Annotated in this window: 35 protein-coding genes and 1 pseudogene; 8 read left to right on the forward strand and 28 right to left on the reverse strand. The window is 32.0% G+C overall.

The genetic code is table 11. The annotated features are described in order from the left end of the window. Positions 1-434 precede the first annotated feature (434 nt). The 5 genes from AAGG74_RS16380 to AAGG74_RS16400 all read right to left on the reverse strand — a co-directional run bounded on the left by AAGG74_RS16380 (position 435) and on the right by AAGG74_RS16400 (position 3,389). Positions 435-1,457: a glycosyltransferase family 2 protein gene (locus AAGG74_RS16380; protein WP_429676274.1), complete on the reverse strand. Its 1,023-nt coding sequence runs from the start codon at positions 1,455-1,457 to the stop codon at positions 435-437. A gap of 512 nt (positions 1,458-1,969) precedes the next feature. Then, complete coding sequence (locus tag AAGG74_RS16385) at positions 1,970-2,329, reverse strand: hypothetical protein (protein WP_429676275.1); 360 nt, start codon at positions 2,327-2,329, stop codon at positions 1,970-1,972. A 177-nt stretch (positions 2,330-2,506) separates the two neighbouring features. After that, the gene (locus AAGG74_RS16390) at positions 2,507-2,884 is read right to left on the reverse strand and encodes a beta barrel domain-containing protein (RefSeq protein ID WP_429676276.1); all 378 of its coding nucleotides are present in this window, start codon (positions 2,882-2,884) and stop codon (positions 2,507-2,509) included. 31 nt (positions 2,885-2,915) lie between these two features. Beyond that, positions 2,916-3,110, reverse strand: coding sequence for a hypothetical protein (locus AAGG74_RS16395; RefSeq protein WP_429676277.1), 195 nt, complete (start codon positions 3,108-3,110; stop codon positions 2,916-2,918). A 126-nt stretch (positions 3,111-3,236) separates the two neighbouring features. Next, entirely contained in the window at positions 3,237-3,389 is a 153-nt protein-coding gene (locus AAGG74_RS16400) for a hypothetical protein (RefSeq protein WP_429676278.1), read from the reverse strand. A gap of 120 nt (positions 3,390-3,509) precedes the next feature. On the opposite strand from AAGG74_RS16400, the gene AAGG74_RS16405 reads away from it, so the two are divergent. After that, the gene (locus tag AAGG74_RS16405) at positions 3,510-3,776 is read left to right on the forward strand and encodes a hypothetical protein (protein ID WP_429676279.1); all 267 of its coding nucleotides are present in this window, start codon (positions 3,510-3,512) and stop codon (positions 3,774-3,776) included. Between the two features lie 52 nt (positions 3,777-3,828). Here the strand turns inward: AAGG74_RS16405 and AAGG74_RS16410 are convergent, their stop codons facing one another. The 14 genes from AAGG74_RS16410 to AAGG74_RS16475 all read right to left on the reverse strand — a co-directional run bounded on the left by AAGG74_RS16410 (position 3,829) and on the right by AAGG74_RS16475 (position 13,017). Further along, positions 3,829-4,242 carry a hypothetical protein gene (locus AAGG74_RS16410; RefSeq protein ID WP_429676280.1) on the reverse strand — a complete coding sequence of 138 codons (414 nt, stop codon included), beginning with the start codon at positions 4,240-4,242 and terminating at the stop codon, positions 3,829-3,831. A 97-nt stretch (positions 4,243-4,339) separates the two neighbouring features. Then, positions 4,340-5,557: a hypothetical protein gene (locus tag AAGG74_RS16415; RefSeq protein WP_429676281.1), complete on the reverse strand. Its 1,218-nt coding sequence runs from the start codon at positions 5,555-5,557 to the stop codon at positions 4,340-4,342. A 56-nt stretch (positions 5,558-5,613) separates the two neighbouring features. Next, positions 5,614-6,477 carry a hypothetical protein gene (locus tag AAGG74_RS16420; protein WP_429676282.1) on the reverse strand — a complete coding sequence of 288 codons (864 nt, stop codon included), beginning with the start codon at positions 6,475-6,477 and terminating at the stop codon, positions 5,614-5,616. A 41-nt stretch (positions 6,478-6,518) separates the two neighbouring features. Next, positions 6,519-6,725: a hypothetical protein gene (locus AAGG74_RS16425; protein WP_429676283.1), complete on the reverse strand. Its 207-nt coding sequence runs from the start codon at positions 6,723-6,725 to the stop codon at positions 6,519-6,521. Positions 6,726-6,739: 14 nt separating this feature from the next. Next, positions 6,740-7,039, reverse strand: a complete 300-nt coding sequence (locus AAGG74_RS16430) for a hypothetical protein (RefSeq protein ID WP_429676284.1) — start codon at positions 7,037-7,039, stop codon at positions 6,740-6,742. 20 nt (positions 7,040-7,059) lie between these two features. Next, positions 7,060-7,275, reverse strand: a complete 216-nt coding sequence (locus tag AAGG74_RS16435) for a hypothetical protein (protein ID WP_429676285.1) — start codon at positions 7,273-7,275, stop codon at positions 7,060-7,062. Positions 7,276-7,350: 75 nt separating this feature from the next. Next, positions 7,351-8,022, reverse strand: coding sequence for a hypothetical protein (locus AAGG74_RS16440; RefSeq protein ID WP_429676286.1), 672 nt, complete (start codon positions 8,020-8,022; stop codon positions 7,351-7,353). A 101-nt stretch (positions 8,023-8,123) separates the two neighbouring features. Next, entirely contained in the window at positions 8,124-9,686 is a 1,563-nt protein-coding gene (locus tag AAGG74_RS16445; protein WP_429676287.1) for a ribonuclease H1 domain-containing protein, read from the reverse strand. Positions 9,687-9,886: 200 nt separating this feature from the next. After that, the gene (locus AAGG74_RS16450; RefSeq protein WP_429676288.1) at positions 9,887-10,132 is read right to left on the reverse strand and encodes a hypothetical protein; all 246 of its coding nucleotides are present in this window, start codon (positions 10,130-10,132) and stop codon (positions 9,887-9,889) included. A 219-nt stretch (positions 10,133-10,351) separates the two neighbouring features. Further along, complete coding sequence (locus AAGG74_RS16455) at positions 10,352-10,507, reverse strand: hypothetical protein (protein WP_429676289.1); 156 nt, start codon at positions 10,505-10,507, stop codon at positions 10,352-10,354. 47 nt (positions 10,508-10,554) lie between these two features. Then, positions 10,555-10,947: a hypothetical protein gene (locus tag AAGG74_RS16460; RefSeq protein WP_429676290.1), complete on the reverse strand. Its 393-nt coding sequence runs from the start codon at positions 10,945-10,947 to the stop codon at positions 10,555-10,557. Positions 10,948-11,013: 66 nt separating this feature from the next. Further along, positions 11,014-11,289 (reverse strand): hypothetical protein, encoded by a 276-nt coding sequence (locus AAGG74_RS16465; RefSeq protein WP_429676291.1) that lies wholly within the window; start codon positions 11,287-11,289, stop codon positions 11,014-11,016. Positions 11,290-11,447: 158 nt separating this feature from the next. Continuing rightward, the gene (locus tag AAGG74_RS16470) at positions 11,448-11,804 is read right to left on the reverse strand and encodes a helix-turn-helix domain-containing protein (protein WP_429676292.1); all 357 of its coding nucleotides are present in this window, start codon (positions 11,802-11,804) and stop codon (positions 11,448-11,450) included. An 895-nt stretch (positions 11,805-12,699) separates the two neighbouring features. Next, on the reverse strand, positions 12,700-13,017 hold the full coding sequence (locus AAGG74_RS16475; protein WP_429676293.1) for a hypothetical protein: 318 nt from the start codon (positions 13,015-13,017) through the stop codon (positions 12,700-12,702). 420 nt (positions 13,018-13,437) lie between these two features. Here AAGG74_RS16475 and AAGG74_RS16480 point away from each other — a divergent pair, with 420 nt between their 5' ends. Continuing rightward, entirely contained in the window at positions 13,438-13,923 is a 486-nt protein-coding gene (locus AAGG74_RS16480; RefSeq protein WP_429676294.1) for a hypothetical protein, read from the forward strand. A gap of 232 nt (positions 13,924-14,155) precedes the next feature. On the opposite strand, the gene AAGG74_RS16485 is transcribed toward AAGG74_RS16480, so the two are convergent. Then, on the reverse strand, positions 14,156-14,311 hold the full coding sequence (locus AAGG74_RS16485; protein ID WP_429676295.1) for a hypothetical protein: 156 nt from the start codon (positions 14,309-14,311) through the stop codon (positions 14,156-14,158). 348 nt (positions 14,312-14,659) lie between these two features. Beyond that, positions 14,660-15,061 carry a hypothetical protein gene (locus AAGG74_RS16490; protein ID WP_429676296.1) on the reverse strand — a complete coding sequence of 134 codons (402 nt, stop codon included), beginning with the start codon at positions 15,059-15,061 and terminating at the stop codon, positions 14,660-14,662. A gap of 472 nt (positions 15,062-15,533) precedes the next feature. On the opposite strand from AAGG74_RS16490, the gene AAGG74_RS16495 reads away from it, so the two are divergent. The 4 genes from AAGG74_RS16495 to AAGG74_RS16510 all read left to right on the forward strand — a co-directional run bounded on the left by AAGG74_RS16495 (position 15,534) and on the right by AAGG74_RS16510 (position 18,031). Beyond that, a complete protein-coding gene (locus AAGG74_RS16495; protein WP_429676297.1) occupies positions 15,534-15,761 on the forward strand; it encodes a hypothetical protein in 228 nt (75 codons plus the stop codon). A gap of 196 nt (positions 15,762-15,957) precedes the next feature. Further along, positions 15,958-16,482, forward strand: coding sequence for a hypothetical protein (locus AAGG74_RS16500; protein ID WP_429676298.1), 525 nt, complete (start codon positions 15,958-15,960; stop codon positions 16,480-16,482). Between the two features lie 885 nt (positions 16,483-17,367). Then, positions 17,368-17,586, forward strand: coding sequence for a hypothetical protein (locus AAGG74_RS16505; protein ID WP_429676299.1), 219 nt, complete (start codon positions 17,368-17,370; stop codon positions 17,584-17,586). Beyond that, positions 17,570-18,031, forward strand: coding sequence for a hypothetical protein (locus AAGG74_RS16510; protein WP_429676300.1), 462 nt, complete (start codon positions 17,570-17,572; stop codon positions 18,029-18,031). The genes AAGG74_RS16505 and AAGG74_RS16510 overlap by 17 nt, the downstream gene beginning before the upstream one ends. A 149-nt stretch (positions 18,032-18,180) precedes the next feature. On the opposite strand, the gene AAGG74_RS16515 is transcribed toward AAGG74_RS16510, so the two are convergent. From AAGG74_RS16515 to AAGG74_RS16525, 3 genes are all read right to left on the reverse strand, one after another. Next, positions 18,181-18,606 carry a hypothetical protein gene (locus AAGG74_RS16515; RefSeq protein ID WP_429676301.1) on the reverse strand — a complete coding sequence of 142 codons (426 nt, stop codon included), beginning with the start codon at positions 18,604-18,606 and terminating at the stop codon, positions 18,181-18,183. Between the two features lie 358 nt (positions 18,607-18,964). After that, positions 18,965-19,252 (reverse strand): DUF5316 family protein, encoded by a 288-nt coding sequence (locus AAGG74_RS16520; RefSeq protein ID WP_429676855.1) that lies wholly within the window; start codon positions 19,250-19,252, stop codon positions 18,965-18,967. A gap of 29 nt (positions 19,253-19,281) precedes the next feature. Next, positions 19,282-19,632 (reverse strand): hypothetical protein, encoded by a 351-nt coding sequence (locus AAGG74_RS16525; RefSeq protein ID WP_429676302.1) that lies wholly within the window; start codon positions 19,630-19,632, stop codon positions 19,282-19,284. 136 nt (positions 19,633-19,768) lie between these two features. Here AAGG74_RS16525 and AAGG74_RS16530 point away from each other — a divergent pair, with 136 nt between their 5' ends. After that, positions 19,769-21,748 carry a S8 family serine peptidase gene (locus AAGG74_RS16530; protein ID WP_429676303.1) on the forward strand — a complete coding sequence of 660 codons (1,980 nt, stop codon included), beginning with the start codon at positions 19,769-19,771 and terminating at the stop codon, positions 21,746-21,748. Positions 21,749-21,937: 189 nt separating this feature from the next. Here the strand turns inward: AAGG74_RS16530 and AAGG74_RS16535 are convergent, their stop codons facing one another. Continuing rightward, on the reverse strand, positions 21,938-22,243 hold the full coding sequence (locus AAGG74_RS16535; protein WP_429676304.1) for a hypothetical protein: 306 nt from the start codon (positions 22,241-22,243) through the stop codon (positions 21,938-21,940). Between the two features lie 76 nt (positions 22,244-22,319). On the opposite strand from AAGG74_RS16535, the gene AAGG74_RS16540 reads away from it, so the two are divergent. Next, positions 22,320-22,880 carry a hypothetical protein gene (locus tag AAGG74_RS16540; protein ID WP_429676305.1) on the forward strand — a complete coding sequence of 187 codons (561 nt, stop codon included), beginning with the start codon at positions 22,320-22,322 and terminating at the stop codon, positions 22,878-22,880. Positions 22,881-22,920: 40 nt separating this feature from the next. Here AAGG74_RS16540 and AAGG74_RS16545 read toward each other — a convergent pair. The 3 genes and pseudogenes from AAGG74_RS16545 to AAGG74_RS16555 all read right to left on the reverse strand — a co-directional run. Beyond that, a pseudogene (locus tag AAGG74_RS16545) lies at positions 22,921-23,135 on the reverse strand (protein rep); the annotation flags it as partial. Between the two features lie 44 nt (positions 23,136-23,179). After that, positions 23,180-23,617: a hypothetical protein gene (locus tag AAGG74_RS16550; RefSeq protein WP_429676306.1), complete on the reverse strand. Its 438-nt coding sequence runs from the start codon at positions 23,615-23,617 to the stop codon at positions 23,180-23,182. A 41-nt stretch (positions 23,618-23,658) separates the two neighbouring features. Next, the gene (locus AAGG74_RS16555; RefSeq protein ID WP_429676307.1) at positions 23,659-24,033 is read right to left on the reverse strand and encodes a DUF5406 family protein; all 375 of its coding nucleotides are present in this window, start codon (positions 24,031-24,033) and stop codon (positions 23,659-23,661) included. Between the last annotated feature and the right edge of the window lie 27 nt (positions 24,034-24,060).

A 24,060-nucleotide genomic window follows, 5' to 3' on the forward strand; every position in this document is an offset into this window, starting at 1 on the left:
AAAGTGTGTATAAGGATTAAAACAAAATCATAGAGAAAGCCGTATTTCGATTCCATTAGTAAATAATGGATTAAATATGAAATATTCTCATTAATTAGCCTATTCTTTTATTGTTACTCGATTTTATTGATCTACTTTGGTATTTTCTCGTAAGTACGATATGACCTGAGAATGACATACTGAAGTTCTGCAAGTCACCCGACGCTTAATGATGACTTAAACGATTATCTATTTCATCTTATGAAGCACGATAACATACATATCAAGAATAGACATACGAAAAATTGTTTACAAAAGCTATGATTCCTGTGATTAAGCCAATTTATAGAAGTTTTAGACACTATAAATATTGAATTAAAATTAAAAAGTCACTTAAATTAAGTGACTTTTTTATTCTCAGTTCAACGGAATCGTTGAAATTCCATTTTAGATATTCAAGATCTCAAAGACAATATTTTGCCAATCAAGAATAAGATTACAACCATTTTTTTCTTTATAAGCATTAAGTAAAACTTTCTTGAGAACCTTTTCTCATTCTGCATTGAAATATCAACAGCTTTATTAACGCTTTGGTGATTCACAATTTTAGATATTACATCTAATTTTTGTTTCACTGTTTTTTTGCATCCCGGTTTAAATTCATTTTGTATGCAACCGTTGACCGCAATATAACATTTCCTTCTTGCAAGATCTACTTCAATTTCTTCATTGAAAATCCCCCATTTTTTCGCGTACCATTCTAAAGTATCGCTATTTATATATGAATCATATAGATTTGGTATGTGCTTTCTCATCAAACTAGTCTGATTTATTTGCCTATAATGATAGTATGGCTTATTTAAATAATATACAGTATCGCAATATGTGAAAGCTTCTAAATTAAACAGCCAGTCTTCGCCTAGGTATTTCCCCTTTGGGAATTTAATATCATTAGATTCAACGAAACGTCTCCTAAATAACTTCCACACACCACCATAAGAACCATTATATAAAAAATCAATCAAGATTTTTTCTTTGATCTTGTCTCTATTAATCGGCCTATTCGCATTCACAGAATAACTATGTATACGACACTTTTCTTGATCTTCATATTCCCAGACAATATCAGTAAACACGATATCCGCCTGACTCTTTACGGCTGCTCCATACATTTCTTTATATGTTTGAGGTTCAACCCAATCATCAGAATCAAGAAAAGCAATAAATTCTCCTTTTGAATTTTTAATGCCATTATTTCTTGCTGTTGCGGGACCTTGATTTTCTTGATTTATCGGAATAATCCTGTTGTCTATTTTTGCATAATGTCCAATAATGTCTGCACTAGAATCCGAAGAACCATCATTCACCACAATAATTTCTATGTCCTCTAAAGTTTGTCTCAAAACACTATCTAAACAATCTCTTAAAAATTTTTCTCCATTGTATACAGGTATCACAACGCTAATTAAAGGGTTCATATTTGCATTAAGTCTCCTTATGAAATTTATTCAATTTTCAGATCAGTAATCATAGGGATAATTATACCAATTTTGATTATAATTTCAATATGGATTACACAATCAGGAAATAAAAAGGTCTTAAGGGCACATTCCATTTGAAAGAATACGACTACACAAAAAAGACGTTGATTCATCAACGTCCTAACGTATAATGATTAAGTCTAACAAAAAAACACCAAGCTAATACATCCGTTCACTATACTAACCGAGAAAATAGATCATCTAATGAGTGAATACCCCTGAAAGATCAACAAATTACTAAAGGATCCGAGCGAAAACTAAGGCTATATATAGAAAGAACGAAGAACTATTCGTAGACTTCAACGATTCCTCATATAAGCTTGTTAAAGTGGGTTATTTTTAACTAAACAAAAATTTTAAAATAAAAAACACGCCCTGTATATAGGTCGTGTTTTTTATAGTGTATATCTGTCTAATTTTAAAAAACAAACAACCATTACATTTATTGTTTAAAAATTAACCAATATGTTAATCTTAATATCTTCGTCAGCAATTTCATTGGTATTATCAAAGTAATCCTCTTCATTTATAACAACTTCAGTATCTTCTAAATCCATCGAAGCACAACTTTCTTCTTTGATATTGATATCGTTATCTTTTTCTGCTGCACTCGATCGCAACCCATACCACTCAATATCATCTAAGTGTTTATATCCAAGATAACGCCATTCAAGTTTCTCGTTACTAACTCTTACCTCTACTTGCGCATCGTTTAGATTAGCATCATAATATGTATAATCTAAATCTTCATCATACCACTTTACATTAGTAAATCCACTTTCTTTTATAATGTCAATTTCATTTTCCACTTTAACACTCCTATAAACTACTATTTTTCAAACGATAAATTAAGCTCTATTTTCATTATAGAAGATAAAAAATTATTTTTGTACTCATTAATACGACAAATACATTTAAGTTTAATCAAAAATTTTAAAAAGCTGCAATTAAATTTGCAGCTTAATCTCGATTATTAGGATCCAAAATTATCGAATCGCACCCAACAAATTACTTAATTCCTCTGTATTAATACCTTTTAATATCTCCTGTATATCTTCTCGGATCTTTTTTCGATCATCATTACATTGATTAAACTCTCTTTCAAACACCTTTTTATTAGAAAACTCAATGTATTCTTCCTTATTAAGAAACATTTTGTAATCATCAAATAGCCCTTTGTATGCGAAAGTATCTTTGTCAAATTGCTTCTCATTTCCTAATGTTTCAAATGGACGGGCATAAATCCCCGTTTCATCAATTTTTGTAACAATATATTTAATTGGCTCATATTCTTTTCCCCAGGATAAAGGCATTACATACACAATTTGTTCAATTTGAACTTTTAGCAATTTTAAAGTATTCATCTTACACGCTCCATTTTTATGTGTTGTACTTTTACATTTTGCTTAACAATAAATAAAAAGCATTTTTAATTTCGCCAGCCTTACTCTGTTCCTTGTCAACCATTTCAACGATAGATAACAATTCTTTCTGAAGATCACTACCCTCTTCAGAGTGCTCCATTGCAACTTTAATAATTTTTTGTGCAATTCCATTTAGATTTAATTTTTCAAGATTATTCATATTCATTATTTTTTATCTCCCTTTATCTTTCTTTTTTAAGAGTATAATTTAAATTAAATATTTAATCTTGAAAAATAAAAAAACTTATTTCCTATGTATTCATTGTTTAAAATATGTTTGAAATAATGCTTTTTACTTGGGATTTACTCTTTCCACTGCCTTTTGTAAAACACTTTTAAAATCAGATCCTTCGATAACCTTATTATTCTTCTCTTTATTGATAGGACGCGATTTATAATACAAATTTCGATTACTAAAATCCACAGGCAATATTGTAATAACCATATTATTTTCATCTCCTTTGTTTGTTTTTGATTATAAATTATTTTTTTAAAAAAAGATATATTTTTTTAAAAAATGAGTGTATAATCTTTTTTAGTTCGTTGAAACAAAGGAGTTAGACAAATGAAACTTATAGAAGTATTTAATAGCAACGGAAATCGTTCAGGAGTTATGGCCAAAGAAGAATCAATGACTTTGACCCCTATGGAAAAAGGCGTTAATGTTCATTGCTTAACTTGTGGTTACATACCGGAAAACCCTAACAAATTAGAAATTGTCCTTGTTAGCACAAAGGAAGGGCTTCAGCCTAAATTACATAATCAAAATTTCAAAGTGAAAACGATGGATTTTGTTTTACTTTGCAAAGAATGCAACGATTCCGTTAGCTAACCATATCTACATAACGAAAAAACAAGACCAAAAATTATTCGGTCTTGTTTTTTTATATTATATTTGTTTCTTTGAATTTCAAAATTCGTTTATATTTTTTCATTTTATATTTTAAATGAATATTCAATGCCCTAATTAATTGTTTGTTTTTCTTTTTGATTTCTCTATAATTTTCCGCTCCAACAAATATGTTACCATCAAATATATCCTTTAATTTTTGATAAACGATATATGTATCTGCACGCCAAATATCATCCCTGGCAATCACAATGCTTCCATAGTGGTATGAATAACCTATATACAAAGAGTCCATATTTTCAAAACTTATAACATACTTCTTAAAATTTTCATCTTTGAACACAACTTTTCCGTGAATTTGATAGGCATACTGAGATGTTTCTTCCACATCCAAAAAGGTTTCGATAATATAAAACGGTGTTTCAACTCGATTTAAAAAATTACTCAACACATCCACCTCTTATACGATAAAAAAGTACTCATAAAGCGCTAAATGTGACCTGACCACTTACACATCAATGCAAATAAGAAATTATTTACTAAGTTCATTCCCAATAGCTTACTTCATCTTGGCATATTTCTTCCCGAATACTTGGATCATCTTTATCATAATCAAGAGTATTAATAGCCTCATTCACCATATCATTTATGTCTTGTTCAGAATACCCAGCAACTCTACACATACGTTCATAGTAGCCCATTTCGGGATATTTCAATTTCAGTAAATACATTTTAGATTTCCACTGTGCAATTCTTAAAATTTTCTTCGTTCTTCGTCCTGTGTTTTTTAATTGTAAAAATCTAAAATCCCTCGTTTTATTCCTAACTGAGATTACCCCTTTTTCAAAGTCTTCAGGTTCTAGTTTGATCTGTTTTTGAAATCTAGATCCATTTATTGATCGAAAATCTAATAAACAATATCTCATTATTTTTTCATTTAATTCTTTATTTGAATTTTCGAATCTTTCTAAGTCACTACAAGTTATATGAACATCTATTTGATTTAAATTCTCTTTTAAAATGTCATTCAACAATAATCCATCCAAACTCAAGTCACCTAAATCGGCTAATACAATTACTAAGTTTTTATTCCTTTCGATTTTTCTCCTAATCTCTCTTTTTAAATGTTGCATTAAGTGAAATCTTGATATGGAAGAGGAGTAAAAATTAGGTTTCTTATCACAGACAGTTATAACGTTCAATCTTTTATTTAACTTAGGCAGCTCATATGGATGGCCGTATAAAAAAATTTCTTCCAATATACTTTCAAATTTTATCTTTATGGATTTTTCTTCAATCATTTTATAGAGTTCTTTATCCCTTATAGCAATGGCATCAAGTAATACTTCAAATGTTAATGATCCACTTTCTCCTATATCCTTATATATATTTAATAACGATTCTTTAATCGTCTCTTTTTTTTCATTTTCTAACTTTTTCAATCCCCTATCGAGGGGTATGTGCTTACATATCAACCCATAAATAAACTCACATAGGTCTTCTATGTGTTCGCTGAATTCCTTTTCATATTTCTCTTGATTCATACTTACGGGTTTGAATACAAAAATATTAGGTTTCCTGGTTATATCAGCCTCTATGATCTGGCTATCAAATCCCTTTGACCAATTTACATATTCTCTTTTTCGATCAATAACAATAATTTCTTTTTCCTTTTCTGTTTTGTAAACAAGTTCTATTTGTTTCTTAAGATAAGATGTTATTTTACCTCTACGCGCATCCCCTACCACCATTTTCAAAGGCATTGTTTTACCTCCTTATGTTATCGATCCTTTAGTCAACAACTTCTTTAACTAGAAGGTTACACCACTGGACGCAGCATTCTATAAACATTGTGTTTAATATTTTTATAACTTTCTTTGAAGTCCCATTGGTGGCAAGATATAAATATTTCTACTTTATCCATTACACCTTTTATAAATACATCTCTCACTAGATCATCCATCCATTGTGCTTCATCAAATATAATCATTAAGTCTTTATTATCAGCTAACTTTTTTTCCACTTCGTTCTTTAAATACTTTGACATAAAGAAAATAGCATCATCATATTTATTTCTCGCATTCGGATTAATATTGATAATCGTTGCTTTTTTATTTAATTGTGGAAATTCTTTTTTTGTTCCGTAGATAAATAACTCTTCTAATAAATTCTCGTTTTTAAATTTATTTCGTTTAACTTTCATTTTTTCAAATAAAGTCTCGTTTTTCTTTTGATTTACTAATATTTCTTCTGCAACTTTAAAAAAGTCTATATAAGTTAAGAGTTCTCTTGAATCACCTTGATTTTCATACATCGTCTTTAAAATTTCCATAATTATGTCCGATCGATTCGCATCGGCCTCAGATTTATTCAAATGATTACCACCAAAACACACATATTCAATGTAAGTTTTAAGATCATTCAAATGTTCCTCGTATTCTTTTTGACGTCGTTTCTGAGAAACCTCTTCATCGAAACGAAGTTCAAAAATATTAGGTTTCCTGCTTAAATCAATGTCAACAATTTGATTTTCGTATTCTTGCAACCATTCAACATATTCAAAAAATGATTCTAAGACTATCACTTCTTTATTTTCTCCTATTCCTAGAAAAAAATCGATTTTGTTCTTTAAATATGATGATTTTCCTGTTGCTGTAGCTCCAGTAATTACATTAATACTCATTTTATCTCTCCTCTTCGTTAATAAGGACTTCACACTTAAATCTATTTGTACAATTCATCTTCTAACGCTAACACGATCAATCTCTGCAAAACTTCTCGATCTTCTGTAGGGATGGTATCCCTTTCATATATGTATCTCTCAATCTGTTTTAAAGCTTCTTTATATTTGTCTACATTAGATCTATGATTTAAAGGAAATGCACTATATCTATGAATACCTTTACTTTCTTCATCAGGCAGCAGGGTCATTAGTTACCCCCTTTCTATTCTTCATCTACCTCAAAGCTTTGATGAAATTGATTGATCTCCAAAACTTTTTTTAGAGACTCTGCGAAGTTTTGATAAATTTCATTCTCTTTCGATACGTTACGAAAAGCACTCAAATTCGTTCTAGCTCTCATCGTCATATTTATAACTGTTGCTTCTAGTTCTTCAATTTTCTCTTGCTGCTCTTTTAAATATGAAAGACTAACCACTTCGTAACCTTCAGCTGCTAATTTTTCATAAGATTCTTTACTGATTAATCCCTTTACTTTCTCTATTGATAACTTATTTGTTTCCAAGAAGATCCCTCCAAGTTCTTTTATCCCTTTTCAATGGCCTTTTTTAAATCCCAAATATCCTTGCAACTGACCAATTGTGCATAGTCTTCTCTATCACTTTTTCGTCCAGGCGAAAAGTTTTTTTGTATAAATTTTGTTACAGCATTTTTTAATTCCTCATATTCTTGTTGCTGAATTTCAATAATCTCAATTAATTGGTCTTGTTTTAATAATTTAAGGATTTGATCTTGATCCACGTATAACACCTTTCTTATTATCCGAATTTATTTCTAAATGGAATACTACATTTTTTTTGACAAATAAATAAATTCCTATCCAACAATCCTCTTGATTAATTCTTGTTGGACTCTCACATAATCTGTTAGAGTTTTAATATCCTGCTCAAATGTTTTAATCGAAACGTTACCCCAACTTTTTGCATTTCGATTCAATAATTCTTTTATTTTTTCTCCGTTTGTATGTAAGTAATCCCAGCAACATTCGTTAGCTTTTTCTAATTCTGTATACATCGAATTACATACAGAGCACTCATATTTAACGTTTTGTTGGTTTTCTGTTGAAATACAACCGTTCAGCAAATCTCCAGTTTTTAATTCGAGCGAGACCCAATGATCTGAAAACAGTCCAATTTTAGTGCAATACTCTCTAGCCTTATTAAGGCTTATTTCATCGTTGTATAATAAATCTAATAAAAAGTATAACTTCATCTCTTTGCTTACATTGTCACCTTCTAAAACCTCAACTGTTTTTTCAAATCGATTATTCATTTCTTTCTCCTTTGTATTCACACGATTAATAAGATCATTGTATTCCTCTATCCATTCTTGAGGGATCTTTTCTTTTGCGGATAATTTTCTGTCCATAGCTGTTTTTATTTCCTTTATCCGTTTGGATTCCCAAATATCTCGAGGCATAATTCCTCTTGCCGGTGGTCTTAAGTTTTCATACTCTTCATCGCTTTGATTGTTGTATTCAATACACATTATTTATCCCCCCTTATTTTAATTTTATTTGATAGTGATATATAAGTGTAAAAAATAAAAGCCCTCAAAAATTATGAGGACTTTTTTCAAAATATAGTTTACTAAACCACAATACTCCGAAGCCTATTGTTCAGATTTTTTTTATAAGCTTTATTAATTCTTTCTATTTTATTTTTATAAAAGTCTTTTGCGGATAGTATAGAAATGTTAATACCCTTTTCTCTCGCATCCATTACTAACTTTTTAGAGAATTCATTTACATATTGTTTTTTCTTTTTCGTAGTCAGTTTTAATTTGTTCCCCGCATTTAAATACGTAAACACTAAACCGTAGCCTACATTAGAAACTGTTGTTCTCTCCTTTTGATTTAATTCGTCAATATGTTTTGATCCCCAGTTATTCTTGCTTGGTTTGATAATGTCATTTTTTGATTTATCAACTAAGTTGATGGCATCTCTCTTTTTTCGATTTGGATTTCCTTGATATTCTTCATACTTTTTCTTAAACGTATCATAGTTCTCCATAATGTATGACATAATACGAGATCTAAGTACCTTGATCTTTTCCTTAGATGCCCTGTTTACCACTTTGTCTGCAATTACAGAGAGATTTCTTATCACTTTATTAAAATTAAAATTCAATTCTTTATATTCAAAGATAAATTGATGACACCAGCAAGTTAACATTGTTTTTTCTTTCAACGCATACTCAACAAAGTAATCTTTTTTCTTCTTTTCCTTTGACTTAGGCTTATTCAAAGGCTTAAACTTTTTAAATTTGGCCTTTATATAGCGCACATTTTGATTAATATAGTTCTCTATCTGTTCTTTATTGATTGCTATACCTTTTTCTTGTGATTGGTTTAAAGTACTCGAGACGATTTCATTCATTCTCTTTTTAACCGTCTTGAAGTTACAGCCGCAATTTTTATAGTGCTGTATGTTCTTATAATAAAGACTTAACACTATAGTTCTATCCATTGCTGACAAATCATCTATACTAGGATAACCTCTTAGTTCACTTCTTTTTTCTTTCATAGCCTGTTTCGCAAGTTTATCAACGGATTCATTATATTTATTTCCGTTGTGTGCCTTCACTTTAGAAAAGTCAACTCTAATATGATGTTTATCAATTAATGATCTAGCAAAATCGATATATTGCTGTTGATATTTGTTTTTTGGTGAAGTGGATCCATCCAACAATCTATGTATCATTAAATTGTCATAATAAATAATGATATTTCGTTTGTTATAATTCGCAGCATATTGCAAAGCTTTCATTGAAGCTTTTAGCTCCGCAGCTAAACTCCCCATCGTCAACCCAATTTCAACGTTTTGCTCAGCTCCGCTATCTTGATAAACAACCTCTCCCCTTTCAACAACCTTTATTCCATAAGCATAAATATTCGCTTTGGAATCAAAGCTTCCATCCACATAAATACTCGAAAGGTTTAGCCTCTCCGAAAGAAGTTCCGCTTGTCTAACCTCCAGCTCCTTAAACCCTTTTTCATTTGAAATCCCCATTACTTTCAAAGCTTCTTCTCGATTACAACACTTCTTAAAAGAAGCACCCATAAAACCTCGAGTTTGCTCCAATACCTCATCCCAGGTTTTATATATGCCAGGTTTTCTACCCATTATCACTGCATAACAGGTACGATTCATTTTTTCCACCCTTTCAAAACAGTTTTAAATATTTTAAGCCCATTTTTTCAACAAGTGTAAAAAAATAAAAATCCTTTACTTCAACGTAAAGGATTCTTTTTTATTCGAAAACCAAGCATATAAATTATGTAAAACAGGTTATTTATTTTCTTTTGCAAAAAGTAAAAACTCTATATGTCCTTTTGTTTTCAAGGTGAAAGCTAACCACCAATTCCCTTGGCCAACAATAAGAAAAATGCAAAGACTAGCACTGCACTATTAGACACAACTCCAATTATTCCAGGCACCCGCTTCTTCGAAACAACTGCAAATATTATTCCAAGCAATGAAAGGCAACCTTGAATGACAATGATTAAAAATAAATCAGCATTTGATCCCCTGAGAATAAAAAATAATAAAATGCTACTCAATACAGTAAGAATTGAAAACAGTCCAAATTTATTCATATTCTATACCCCCCTTATTTCTTTAATACTACACAACATTTCTCACTCGGCCTCTTTAAAGGAATGTGAACGTCCTTATTTGGAAATTTTTATAACAAGAGTCTAACATAGGTCACTTCTGTTGAGAACAGGCAAATTTCACATCAACATAAATATTTAAAAAAATCCTGAAAATAAAAAAAGACCTGATTTAGAAATCGGGTCTTTTTCAAAATTTTATTAGTGGGAGTTATATCCTCCGATTTTCTCTCTTATCCTACGTATCCCTTCCTCCATTTCCTCTTCGGGGTTTATAGCGACATAGTACATTTGAATTAATTCGTCAATTACTTCTCTGTCTTTACTTGTTAGATAGACACTTCCACTTTTCCACATCACTCCACCCTCCTCCAATATGTATAAAATTGTTGTTTTATTCAGATTCAATCAATAACAAATGCATTGTCATCATCGAATTTTAACACTTGAATATCATCAATATTTATATTGCGTTTCACACTAGAACCAACACGTTCCCCGATAATATCAAAAGCATCTTTTTGGTTTTCAGCCTTCGCTAGGACAGTGTAACAACCATCAGAATCAAAGCCCTTGTGCGAATAAAAATATGTATTCATAATTCCGCCACCTTCTATTCGTTTTTCAAACTTTCCTAAGTCATACATTTTGTCAAGTAATTTCATAGAGAAATCAAATGCTTCACTATATACTTCAAAACTTATTTCTCCTGTTGAGTTTAAACCATTTAAGTAATCAGCCATTTCAGCCTTTAATTTCTCTTTATTTGTCGCATCTGGCGATACCCCCCAACTCATCTATTACATCTCTTTTCTGTATCATCGCGTCTGTGGGAGTTATATCCTCCGATTTTCTCTCTTATCCTACGCATCCCTTCCTCCATTTCCTCTTCGGGGATAACTTTTGATTTCCGAAAGGCTTACACTCCGGCACCATTTTGAAAAGCTTTCTAACATATTTCTTTTAGCATTCATTTCATTACTATAATCTGAGATGTTAATAAACTTATCCCTAATCATTCTAATTTCTTTTTGTCCAAAATTTTCGTATAATCCGTTTTCCTTAGCTTCTGTAATAAGTTTTTTCTCTGCTCTACTAATAGCCGTTTCGATCTTTTTACAATTTAAAATTTCACTCATATTATCATTACCCTTCTGTTTTTATTTCTGATTACATTATAACCAAAATTTTGGATTAAATAAAAAAAGGATTTTTTATTTAATTCAAAATCCAATTATGAAGATAATTCTATATCTCAATGCACTTTTTTAGTTCAAGTATGTTTTACGGCAACCCCTTAATCCTTTAACAGTTTCAGGGAGTCAATAAGCCATTGCAATTCTTTTTCTGTTAATCTCTCCCCGTTATCGCGTACTATATTTAACTCCTTGAGCTCGTCTATTGAGATGCTTTTCAGAGTAAATAAATGATCTTGGTTTCCCTCATTAAAAAACAAAAATGCTTTATGAACGTCCAAATAATAAGTAATTTTTTCAATTATTTCAATTGATGGTTTTTGCATATTCCTCTCTATTCTTGAAAGATAGCTTTGGGTAACTCCTATAACAGCAGCCATTTCTTCTATTGTTTTCTTTTTCTCTTTTCTAAGAAAGCGAATAGTTTCTCCAAAACTCAGATTTTTTATAATAAACACCTACTTTTTTACAAGTGTTTTCCTTTAACCTATTGACAATTATATCATAGGTGATTTATCGAAAGATTTTCCGGAAACTCGCGGGGGTTTTAAAAAATTCAATATTCAATTTGTATTAAAAAAGCAACATATTGAAGTTGCGGTTTTATTCAACTTTACTACTTTTATTGTCCTTCAAAGAAGCATTCACTTTTACATTCAGCGCATACAGGTTCTTTACAACAACCACCATCTGCGTGTTTCTTCATTTCTTCTGTAACCGTAAGTAGGCGGCAGCCTACTTATTAAGATCTTTTCTGTGCACAGAAGTTCTGGGGGGAAACCTCTAGGATTTTTGTGCGTTTATGGACCTTTTTCTACAACACCCAAGAGTACCCCCATAATTTATATAGATATGATGTAAATAAGAAAGTGACCACCTAGTAAAAACAGAAATAAAAAAGCCCCTGACGAGGGGGCAATAATTGATGATCAATTCTACGACATTACGAAGAAGGATTTAAAAATTGATATTGGCAAATGTCGAGTTTTTAAATCCGTTCTGTTAACGGCAAGGTTTCTTTAACAGCAAGGCAGTCGTATTATTTCCTTGCTGAATAGATTATAATTCAAAATCTTTGATTTTGAGCAAAAACCCAAATTCATTAATTCCGCTGTTGAAAACCGGCTAACTAATAAGTGTGATAAATATGTCACACCCATACATTTTGCAATAATACGTAATGTAGGATATAATTAACTCAACCATATTTTTTTGCAACAATTTAACACAGCAAAACACTCGAAATCCTAGGGGGAAACCTCTAGGATTTTTGTGTGCTTCTATGCTTTTTTCTAGGACGCCCAGGAGTACCCCCCATATAAGCTAAAAAAAAATGACCCCTTTTTTCTCTTTTCATTTTTCAAAATTTCTATACGGCATAACCAAAGAAACAAAGTTTCTAAAGTATTCTCCTGCTCCTTCTACAGGCGTATCATCAAAAGCCCGATATACAGATGAATTAATATCACGAATCAACTCATTATCCAACTCTAATTTTTCACAAACAAAAACAGCAAAGTTCGATGTATCATAGTTCGTAATATCCTTTTGATCTGGAACCATCACCCACAGCAGATCTATAGCTTTCTTCACTGCTTTAGCTGGAATAGCAGAATCCATCATCCCTTTCACTATATATCCAATAGATTCTTGTTTTGTTTGTTCACTCATTGGTAGCAACTCCTCACTTAGTCTTTTCCCTTATTCTACCAGACAACATATCACCCCCATATAAGCCGAGTATAAAAAATGGCCCTTTTTTATATAAACAATTCCTTTGCTCTTGATTGTAAGAACCAGTAACCACCAAGTGTGACATATTTATCACACCAATTTGCAATAATACATAGTGTATTATATAATTACTTAGCACAATTTAATCACAGCAATGCACTCGAAATCCTAGAGGGAAACCTCTAGGATTTCTGTGTTTTTACATACCATTTTCTACAGCATCGAGAAGTACCCCATATAAGCCGCCGCAACCAAAAAATCTTATCTTAGGAGTAACTTGGCAAGATTCTAAAGGATCATTTGTGATACCGTAGGATTTGTATACCAAAACTATTTATCTACTAAGGAGATGAAAAAATGAAATTGATCGAAACACATTTTAAGAAAATCGCGTTCCTTATGGCCTTTGCGTTAGTTATCTCAGTTTCACTTTCTTCAGCCAAAGCTACCAATGTAGATCCTCAATCAACAGAATTCAAACAAAAACAAGAAATAATTGAAAAATCCCTAGTTATAGAGAACGGGACATATAAAATTGACACTGATAAAACAGATGGTCAGTTAACCAAAAGTGAAATCAACCAAAACAACTTATTTTTCAAGAATGTCGTTTCCGAAAAACTTGCAGCAGTTGCAAAATTACTAGAAGGTGACGACTTTTCAGTAAAATTTCTTCCTGTAGCAGTTGTTGCATTTTTAGCAGGTTTAGCTGCCTTTGTGGGATGGGAATTAGCCGCTAAAATTACTGAGGATTTTTATAATTGGGGCGTCACATCAGCTTGCAAGAAGTGGAAAGATGTTGGCGTTGTAAAAAGTTTTTGTGAAGCAAATAGATATCTATAATACAAAAAGGCAGCCTCTCAAACGAATCTGCCTCCACCTTTACGCTTTAAAAAGCTTCCAAAGCGCAAAAACTCCAAAAGACAATAAACCGAGACCTAATAAAAACGCCAAAATCAAACCGCCAAAGAAATAAAATCCTCCCAATTGATCCCACTCCTTTTCAGTATCATTTTACCATTATTGGCTATGATTAAACAATAAGCGTCGATACTGAATGTATTTATCATATGAATCAGATTTCAAATAGGAGAAACCATTTAATTATGTAATTCCTTAATTCCAGGATGTAATACGCCATAATCAGTCTTCCGCCACCTTTATTACCGCACACAACATCGTTATCTTTGACTCGGTATTTAGAGTTTTCAAGAGCAGTTTTTTGTTCCATCCATCGCCTCCAGCAAATCGTTTTCAATCTGTTCAGCGTCAATTTTGGCTTTACCTTTTACTCGAAGAATATCGAAAATTGGAATGCAGTCCAATTTCATCGCCTTTTTCTATAACCTTGTCCATTCGTACCGCTTAATGTAATTATGAATTTTTGTACCTTTTTTACGCTTTTCTCTACAGCACTCGACAGTACCCTCTAAATAAAAAAAGAGACAAAAGTGTCTCTTCTCATTTTGTAAAATTTCTATATGTCATACCAAAGAAAATAAGTTTTAATATCCTCCTATTTCTTTCACAGTATTATATGGAATCCAAATAGTATTATATTTGAATCCAAATGGTTTCACTAATATATATTCTTAATGCTTTTAATATCGTATATAACTATTTCCTTTGATGTCCCTACGATGCCATCCATAATAAGACCGTTATAGCCTTGAGAAGTATAAAACTCTTTATAGTATTCCCCAACTACTTTGTTTACACCTCTTTCATCGACACCATTGTTAAACACCTCTCTACATTTTTCCCTGTACTCTTTAATCCAATCTGTTAAGTGAAATAATTTACTTTCATCAAACTCAACAGTAACTAAATATTTTCCATATTGCCGGGCCAATGTTTTTGTACTTGCCAAATAGATACCGTTACCTAAATGACTTTCATTTTCCCCTTGTTTTTCTATTGAAAACCCTTCATTTAAAATTGACTCTCGATTTTCCATTGAAGTTGCGTGATAACCTATCATAAGATATTTCTCCTTTACTTCATTTTGATTGTTATTTACTATTATTTTTATTCTAACTAATTATTTGAAAAAAGAGAAAAAACATAAGAAAATTAATAAATGGAATTATAGTACCAGATGAATGTATGCCTGAATATTACTTTAGTATTGAAGAATTTAATCGATATTTTTATTATCAGAGATTAGTTCACGAAGAAATGATAATGTTAGAAAAAAACGTTTCCCACACAAAAACGTTGCATTTTGTTTGCAATTTAATTACTACCTATTGGTTTTAGTGATTTATTTGCCTTTTGTTCCTGAGAGGTTAACTTTTACAGGAATACCAGACTCTTTTTTTCAGAAAAAACCCTTAGCTTATAATATAAAGAAGAGTTGATTTTTATAATTTTTTTCAAGAAACAAAAAAACAAGGTAAAATTAAAGAGTTATAAAAACGCTAAACAGAAAATTTGTATTAGGAGGAAATGAAATGTCAAATTTTGAAAAACTAAAGAAAAATGAGGTAGAAAAAAACAGATTGGAAGATATGGATATTGAAACAGATATGGACTTTTCTGTTACAAATCTAAAAACAGGTCAACTAGGATACGTAGAAACAAATGGAGAGAAAGTAACCTTTATAGTACCAGATGAAGGTATGACGGAATATTACTTTAGTATTGAAGAATTTAATCGAGATTTTATAATCAGAGATTAGTTCACGATGAAATAATAATGTAAAAAGCAACGTTTTCAATATAAAAACGTCGCTTTTTGTTTACTAAACCTATATGTAGTTTTAAGTGTTCTAATTTCATTCTATTACCCTCCCAAAAAAACTGTACAGGGATGCCCAGACTCTTTTTTAGAAGAATTTTAGCTTAATGTATTATCAAAAGAAGAGAGGTTGTTTTATGGAATTTATTCAAGCGAAGAAAAAACCTAGCTTGTGGCCAAGTATTTTATTTGTATTGTCTTCTATTTTTGCAGTTTCATTAATTCTTTTATCGACCTATGGCGTAGGAAACCAATTATTAAATAGCGACTCAGAAGCAATTAATTCTCTGTTAATATGTATCATTCTTATACCAGGTATCGTTTATTTTTTTATCATTACACCATACAAAAATATGACGAAACATTCACCACACAATATAGATGGGAAAGTATTTCATTATGAGGATATAAAGAAAACAACCGATGATATAACTGAAGAGATATTAAATCGATTCGAAGTACTCGTTTATATTAAATACAAAGGAACAACAAAAAAAGGGGCTTCATTCGAAGTTCATCTTGGGAACCCGAAAACAAAACATATCGTTGAAATTGAAAATATCATTTCTAAAGAACTTTTACACACATTAAAACAAAACTTCCATCTTGATCTGGATAGCATAACGTTTACATCTAACATTAATGTTACATATAAATTTTAAAGAGCTCTAGGCTCTTTTTCTTTTTATATTTAATAACACAACCCCGACCCCAAGTGTTCATTTATAAGCCATACGAATTCGAAGAATTCGCCACGGTACTGTTTGCATAGCCAAAGAACGAATTATACGAATCTAGCAGGTTTTAGGATAGTGTGTAACGATAAGATAGTTGCTTAAAGCAAAAAGACAATTAAGCCTCTTATTTAACTGTTATGGCTTTACATTTATTTTCATAACAGATGTCTAATCGGCTGCGGACATAGAAAGAAAAAAATTAGATTTGAATAGATTTTTTAACTAAAATTTCATTTACACTGTTTATTTTGCTTACAGCACTTATTTAATTAGATTTAAAATAGGATGATCGCTATATATATGGACGATTACTGTTGGGAAATCTAAGCCCGAGATATTCTCTTTGGGGTATCAGTTATTCCTGCTCGTGGTGTGTCCCCCACTAGTGACAGGATCAGAACTTAATTTTCACACCTGTCTTGGCGACCCCGTTCAGTGAACTGTTTTTTGTGTCTCCTGTTTGTTTGTCCCGCTAACGAAAACCGCTACTCTCAAAAAAAATCCTGCTTATCCACCCCACCCTGTTAAAAAAACAACTGTTTGGGGAAACCCTATCCTTAACCTACGGGTGGGGGGCATAACAATCCATTGGTACTTAAATCTTAAATCTTAAAGGTTTTGCCCTTCTTCATCATAAAAGGCGTTATAAGATATAAATAAAACAAGTTAAATCGATATTTTCCATTTCTTCTTAGCTCAAGGAATTTTCATTCCCAAATGTATATAATACAAATAGAACTATATAAAAACACATATTCAGATGCTTTGATTTATTTATTTTTTTATTCTAAAAAGAAAGAGTTGACTATAATGAAGAAAATAGATAATCAAAAAGAAAATCGGAGGAATGTTGCTAAGAATGCATTAAAACGAGAATCCGTAGAAAAGTTTTTAGAAACAACAGGAGATCTAGCGCGAATTGATGCGAAAATCGCTAATACTTACATCGTATATATGAAAAACGGCAAAATGTTTAAAGAATACCCTGATGGAAAGATTGTGGAAATTGACGATGAAATCGATGAATGAAACCGAAGAAAATCCGATAATGTTTGTGCTTGCCGGAAATAACGGAATCGGCAGAGAATTAATAGACGAATTCAATTTCATTAAAATGACCAGTTTCTCTTTATCAGAAAGTCAAAATTTAGATATTGTCAATGTTCAAGACCTACTAGATAAATATGCTTCAGATAAGAAAGAGCTATCCACTTTTCTTATCCCTATGGAAAAACAAATCCATAGATTACTAAACGACTTAAAGAAAGCTAACAAAGATATCAACCATTTAAAAAACGAAAAAAGAGATTTAGAAAAGCAAATCCAAGATGAAAAAGAACTCTCGTATAGGATGCAGCACCTTATTTATCAAATGTTTTCCTACATCCCTTCTGGAGCCACTCTAGATAATCTAATGAACACCTTCACTTCTAGAACTGAAAGGGTTTCTAACGCTCTACAAAAACGTATTTAGCGATCCAAAAGAAATTCCTCGATGGTTTTGCAAAGCGGTTAATAATGTCGTTAGAGGTCAATTGGAGGCACTAATAACACAAACGATGATGGGGATTTATAAAAAAAGAAGGCAAATTTCTCCTTCTTTTTTTGTTCAAACTAACTAAATTATTCGTAATACCATCGAACTTCACTAACATCGAGCCCTTTTGATTCCAATAAAGCAAAGAAAAATTCTTCATCTAAATAATCAGGTCTTACTATGTCTTTATCAAATTCTTTAAAACAAATAGATTGATTCATTTTATATTTAAATTCTGATTGTTCATATGTATAAGGCCATAATGGAATCCTTTTAACTTTTTTCAATGGAATATACTTCTGACCCGTAAACGGATCAATTTTAATTTTTTGTATTTCTGTATCACTTAATAACCTTTTGGCCTTAGCAAAATTAACGTAACCCATCATCAAACCAGTGTATGAACAAGCAAACCCTCCACAAACATAATTATGGCTGTAAAAACAATAAGCGGCGTTTCTAAAGCTAAAGTTCATATACACCGTGTTAATCTCTACATTTTTGTTAGCCACGCCACACAATCTCTTGTTTAATAAAATTGAATTTGGTAAAGGCCATTTTAGTATGTATCTTCTATTTCAATCTCTTTCAAGATAACTACTTTTTCAACAATTAAAGTCAACGCATCACCTCCTTAATAAATATAATAGATTTGGAAAAATTTAAATAAAAAACAAAAAATCGTGCTGCCACACGATTTCACATTCCCTCTGTTTATGGATATGTTATAAATGAAAAAGTTTTGCCCCGAACTTTCAGGGCAAAACTAAGTCAGACTATGATATATCAAGGTTTTCGAGTATTACCTCGAGAAAAAATAGGGGTCTTACGATCTTAACTAAGCAAAAAAGCTCCATTTCTAAGGAGCTTTCACTTTATCATTAGCAATATTATAAAAATAATAACAGTTGGCAACGCCATTATTAAAATATTTAAGGTTCCTTGTATTTTAAATCGCCTTTCTTGTTTTGTCTCAGAATGAAAATTAGCTCTTTGTCTATCCCCACTAACTGCCAACCCCGATATAAGAACAGCCAAGACAATAAAAACAATAGAAAGAGTACCGAATATGGTTAGATAAGGTATGTTAAAGATATATCCTGCTATCCCCTCTAGGATCGCCAATATTACACCGTAAACCAAGCACTTCAAATTCATCACTCTCTTCACTAAAAAATAAGAAATTATTAATAAGGCCTCAAATTCAACTCTTTGAGTGAAATCATATCCCACATTTGAATATTCATATCTCCTAACCTGTCAAATCCGCTATCAAAACAGTATGTAACCAACACAGGAAATTCTTCTTCGTCTGGTTTGAGATCCATTTCTCCGTTAAATCCACTAATTATGTCTTCCCAATTGTCCACATCATCGTATTTCTCATCTCTAAATTGATAAATTCCGAAAAAATCAAACCAAGAGTCTGGTTCTTGAAATACAGAATCGTTCCCTTCACTACCAAGGAACGTCTCTTTGCAAATCTCTAAATATTCATTGTAATTTTTAGCAACTCTATACTTAATATTATTGTCCATTTTTAGTCCCCTGTCAGCTTTAGTTATTTCCTTAATTTTCTCAAAAAAAATTCGTTTAATTATAATGACAATATGTCTTTGTATATTATATTAAATTATTTTTTAAAAAACCAACTCAGGGAGGTGCAATCCTTATATGACTTACAAAAGCAAAATTCTTAATACAGCTATTCTCACTTTATCCGCTTCTTTTATTTTTCCAGCTATTATAAACCACGTAAACGCAAGCACTAAATTATCTTTAAAAACAATAGAGACTCCGGACAAAGGAGAAGAACGCGTATTAATAACATATAAAAACACCACAACTGAATATGCCAAAGATAAAATAGAGAGCAAAGGAGAAGTGAAACACACATACGAAAATATTAATGCAGTTTCACTAGAGGCCCCCAGTTCTTCAATTAATGAGTTAAAAAACAATCCTAATATTTCTTCAATTGAAAAAGATACTATACTAAGCACTGCCGAGTATTACAGTCTTCCCCAACAAACAATTACTTATGGACCTAAACTTTTAAACACAGTAAACGATTGGAATAATGGCTTAACCGGTGAAGATGTAAGAGTTGCAATTATAGATAGCGGAATAGCCAATCATAGTGATTTAATTATTGCTGGAGGCAAATCCTTCGTAGATTATACAACCTCCTATTCAGATGACAATGGGCACGGAACCCACGTCGCAGGTATTGTAAGTGCTGAAAACAATTCTATAGGAATCGTAGGTACAGCTCCAGATTCAAAAGTCTTCGCTTTAAAAGTCCTCGATAGCGAAGGCGATGGTTACCTTTCAAGTATTGTAGCAGCAATTGACTGGTCCATTGAAAACAAAATGGATATCATCAATCTTAGTCTTGGAACAGATGAAAACTCTCCTGTCTTAGAAACAGCAATACAAAAAGCTTACAACAGCGGAGTTCTAGTTGTTGCCGCTGCTGGAAATGAGGCCTCATCCGTTTTATATCCAGCTGCTTATGATAATGCAATAGCAGTATCTGCGGTGGATCAAAATAAAAATTTAGCTTCTTTTTCGAACAGAGGACCTGAAGTCGAAGTGTCCGCTCCCGGGGTAGACATTATTAGTTTATTTCCTGGCATTAGATACAAAAATATGAGCGGGACATCAATGGCCACTCCTTTTGTTACCGGCGTCTTAGCACTGTGGAAACAAGAGTACCCAAATGCCACAGTTAGCGAATTACGTTCAAAACTAGATCAAAATGTAATTGATCTCGGAACCGCCGGAAGAGATTCTTATTTCGGATATGGTTTAGTACAAGCTCCTCCAATCAAAGTATCTACTCCTAAATATATCAAAGCCTCTAATGTAACTTCCACTTCCGCTAGATTGGATTGGAGCACCCAAAGCGACGCTACAAGTTACACAATAAAAAGAAACGGTACAGTCATTTACACTGGGTCCAGCAATAGCTTTGTCGATAGTAATTTAACTCCCCACACTTATTATGAATACAAGCTCTATGCTAACAGCGGAAACGATGTCTCGATAAAACCCGCAAGCACAGCAATAATTTCTTACCCCCCAACTCCATCTTCCCCATCAAACTTCTCTTCGAATAACATTACAGGGAATTCAGTTACTCTTAGTTGGGGCACTTCTAATGATGCTACATACTATGAAGTAAAACGAAACGGCACAGTTGTTTATAAAGGGAATTCAACAAGTTTCACTGATACCAATCTGAATTCATCAACAAGTTATAATTATACAGTGACAGCTGGAAACTATGGCAGTTCAAGTTCCCCGTCATCTTTGAACGTCTCAACCTTGAAACAAGAAAATAAAACATTAGATACTTATGTGTTTTCAACTTATTCTTCTTACTCTAAAGGCTCAAAAGTATATATAGGCGTTTATTCTAGATACAATGGTAATCAAGCAGTTCCTTGGGCTAGATTTGATATAACTGTTTTAGGCCCTAATGGAACAGTATACAAAGACACTAAATACACAAACGAAAGCGGTAATTATATTGTCGGTTTACAAACAAACTCTTCATTTAAAAGTGGAACTTATACAATTAAAGTTCTAATGTCTAAACAAGGATTCCCTCTTCCCACTTCCAAAAATGCTTCTTTCTCTTTAAAATAAACAATAACGCATTGGCATAAATTCCAATGCGTTATTTTATTTTTGGCTGGGCAGGGCCAACACTCCTTTTCAAGCAATACTAAGGGCATCAAAGTAAATTACTTTCACAATAGGTATTACACACATTGACTATTGTGCTCTTAATTACGATACGGAACAAAAAAAGCATACCCATAAAGGTCTGATTTTTTAAGAGAACAATGCGTTTAAGGCGTTGTAATCTTTTTCTCCAAAAGAAATATTTACTTTATCTATTTTTTCATAGTCCGGAAACATAAAAGTTGTTTGGCGAAATTCAATTTTTCTAGGCCCAATTATATTCAATATAAAATCTAGGACTTTAAAGCAGTCTATATCTAGACCATTTTCTGAGTAATTTTTGACACTTATAGTTACGAAGCCATCACTTTTTGTAAATCTCGCTTTTTGAGATGACATATTATGACGCTTACAGTATGACTTAATAGCTGTTTTGAAGTAATCTTCGTAATCCATTGGTGATTTCCTCCTTCTCTTTCTAAATAATCTTTTATTATATTATTATATCCAAAATTGGAAGGTAATAGTGTTTATGAGAAAAATACTAACTTTTGTCGCAGTTACTCTCTTGTTTATGGGTTTTGCTGAGTCTACTTATGCAAAGAAAAACGATGATTTGGACTTAGATTTATCGAAAGCTGAAATAACTTATAAGGATGATGAAATCACTGTTGGACACTGGGAAAATGACCCTGAAATAGCTAAAAAGATTGAGGAAAGCTCAACAAGTGTTACACCAATTGAAGAAATCGTGTCTACTGAAAGAGCTCCTCTATTCAAACCAACTAAAACAGTTATTGTCCCGGTCGGAAAGGTAACAATTGATGCAGGGAATTCCGGAAGAATTATTTATTGGTCGGTTAAACCTGCAACAGCTTGGCCTTGGACATTCGAAGGACACATTGCATTACGCTACTATTCTGATTATAAAAGAAATGCACCAATCTTTGGTTTAGGCGCTTTAGGTATGAGTGATAGCGGTTATGTAACAATGAACAAAAATAAGGGTGGAACAGCAACCCTTAAAGGAACTGCTTATTCACTTGATAATAGCAAATTCAAAGTATTACCGGGAGCATCAGTCCCATTTTAAAAGATAAAGAAAAGCAGATTCTAGAAGAGAATCTGCTTTTCTATTTGATTATATAATTCTTAATGCCAGGATGCCATCAAGCCACGACCTTTGCAAGTCATCTTATTCCTCATTCTTGACCAGATCCCCGTCCTACGCATCACTAAGGTTCAGTTCTTTATTTATCTCCTTTAAAATACCACCGAATCCGATCAACCTACGGGCTTCCAGCGCATCATCCAAGTAAAACATCGTGTTCAGATGGTCTTCCGTAATAGAGGGCATTAAAGCAAACCATCTCCGCCTTACTATTTACATTTTTATTTTAAATATTTATTTACGAAATCCACTAATAGGTCTACATCCTTTGTTGTGGTATGTTCATCAATTAAAAAGTTATTAATTTCTACGTATCTATTATATTCTCCGTCTCCATAGTACTCATCAACAACAATTACATCTAAATTTAGACGTTCTCCAATAGGAATTAGATATGTATCTTCTCCACCACCTAGAGGATATTCCAATTGTCTTTTCATTTCATTATCTTTTAAATACTCGTTAATTCCATTGATAATATCTTCCCCATCCTCATCACTAAATGTGCAATGAAAATTCGGAACCTTCATTTTAAAATAATTGCTTAGTTCGTTATTTAAATCTGTACGAACCGGTTCTAGTACATTTCCCATTGCAACCATTAATCCATTCTTTCTTCCATCCTGAACCCTAGCAAGATCTGACTTTCTTATTCTCATTGTGTTTTCTCCTTAAGCTTTACTTTTTCATATATAACTTTTTAATTTTGTCTAAATTCATAATTAGTCATTACAATACCAACAATGGTAGAGTTAAAATCAGTATCTTCAATTACTAAATCATCGCCTTTAGAGTCGAGCAATCTCACACCCTCTAAGTATCCTTCTTCGTTAACTATAGCGTGTTTTTTATTTTCTGTTCGTTTCATATCAATAATCATATCTACATCTTCTAAAGAATCAGCAACAGATCGAATTAAACTGCATCCTAGAATATTTCCTCCGTGATAAACAATCAATTCGCCATAAAAATCTCCGTCTTGCATTAAAACTTTAAACTCTCCATCTCCGAACTTCGGATAAATTCCTTCAAGTGAATATCCTTTAATCTTTTTGAATTCGAATAATTGCTCCATATGTCTACATCCTTTTACGCTCATTAT

Source organism: Bacillus mexicanus (assembly GCF_050445615.1).
GTDB lineage: Bacteria > Bacillota > Bacilli > Bacillales > Bacillaceae > Bacillus > Bacillus mexicanus.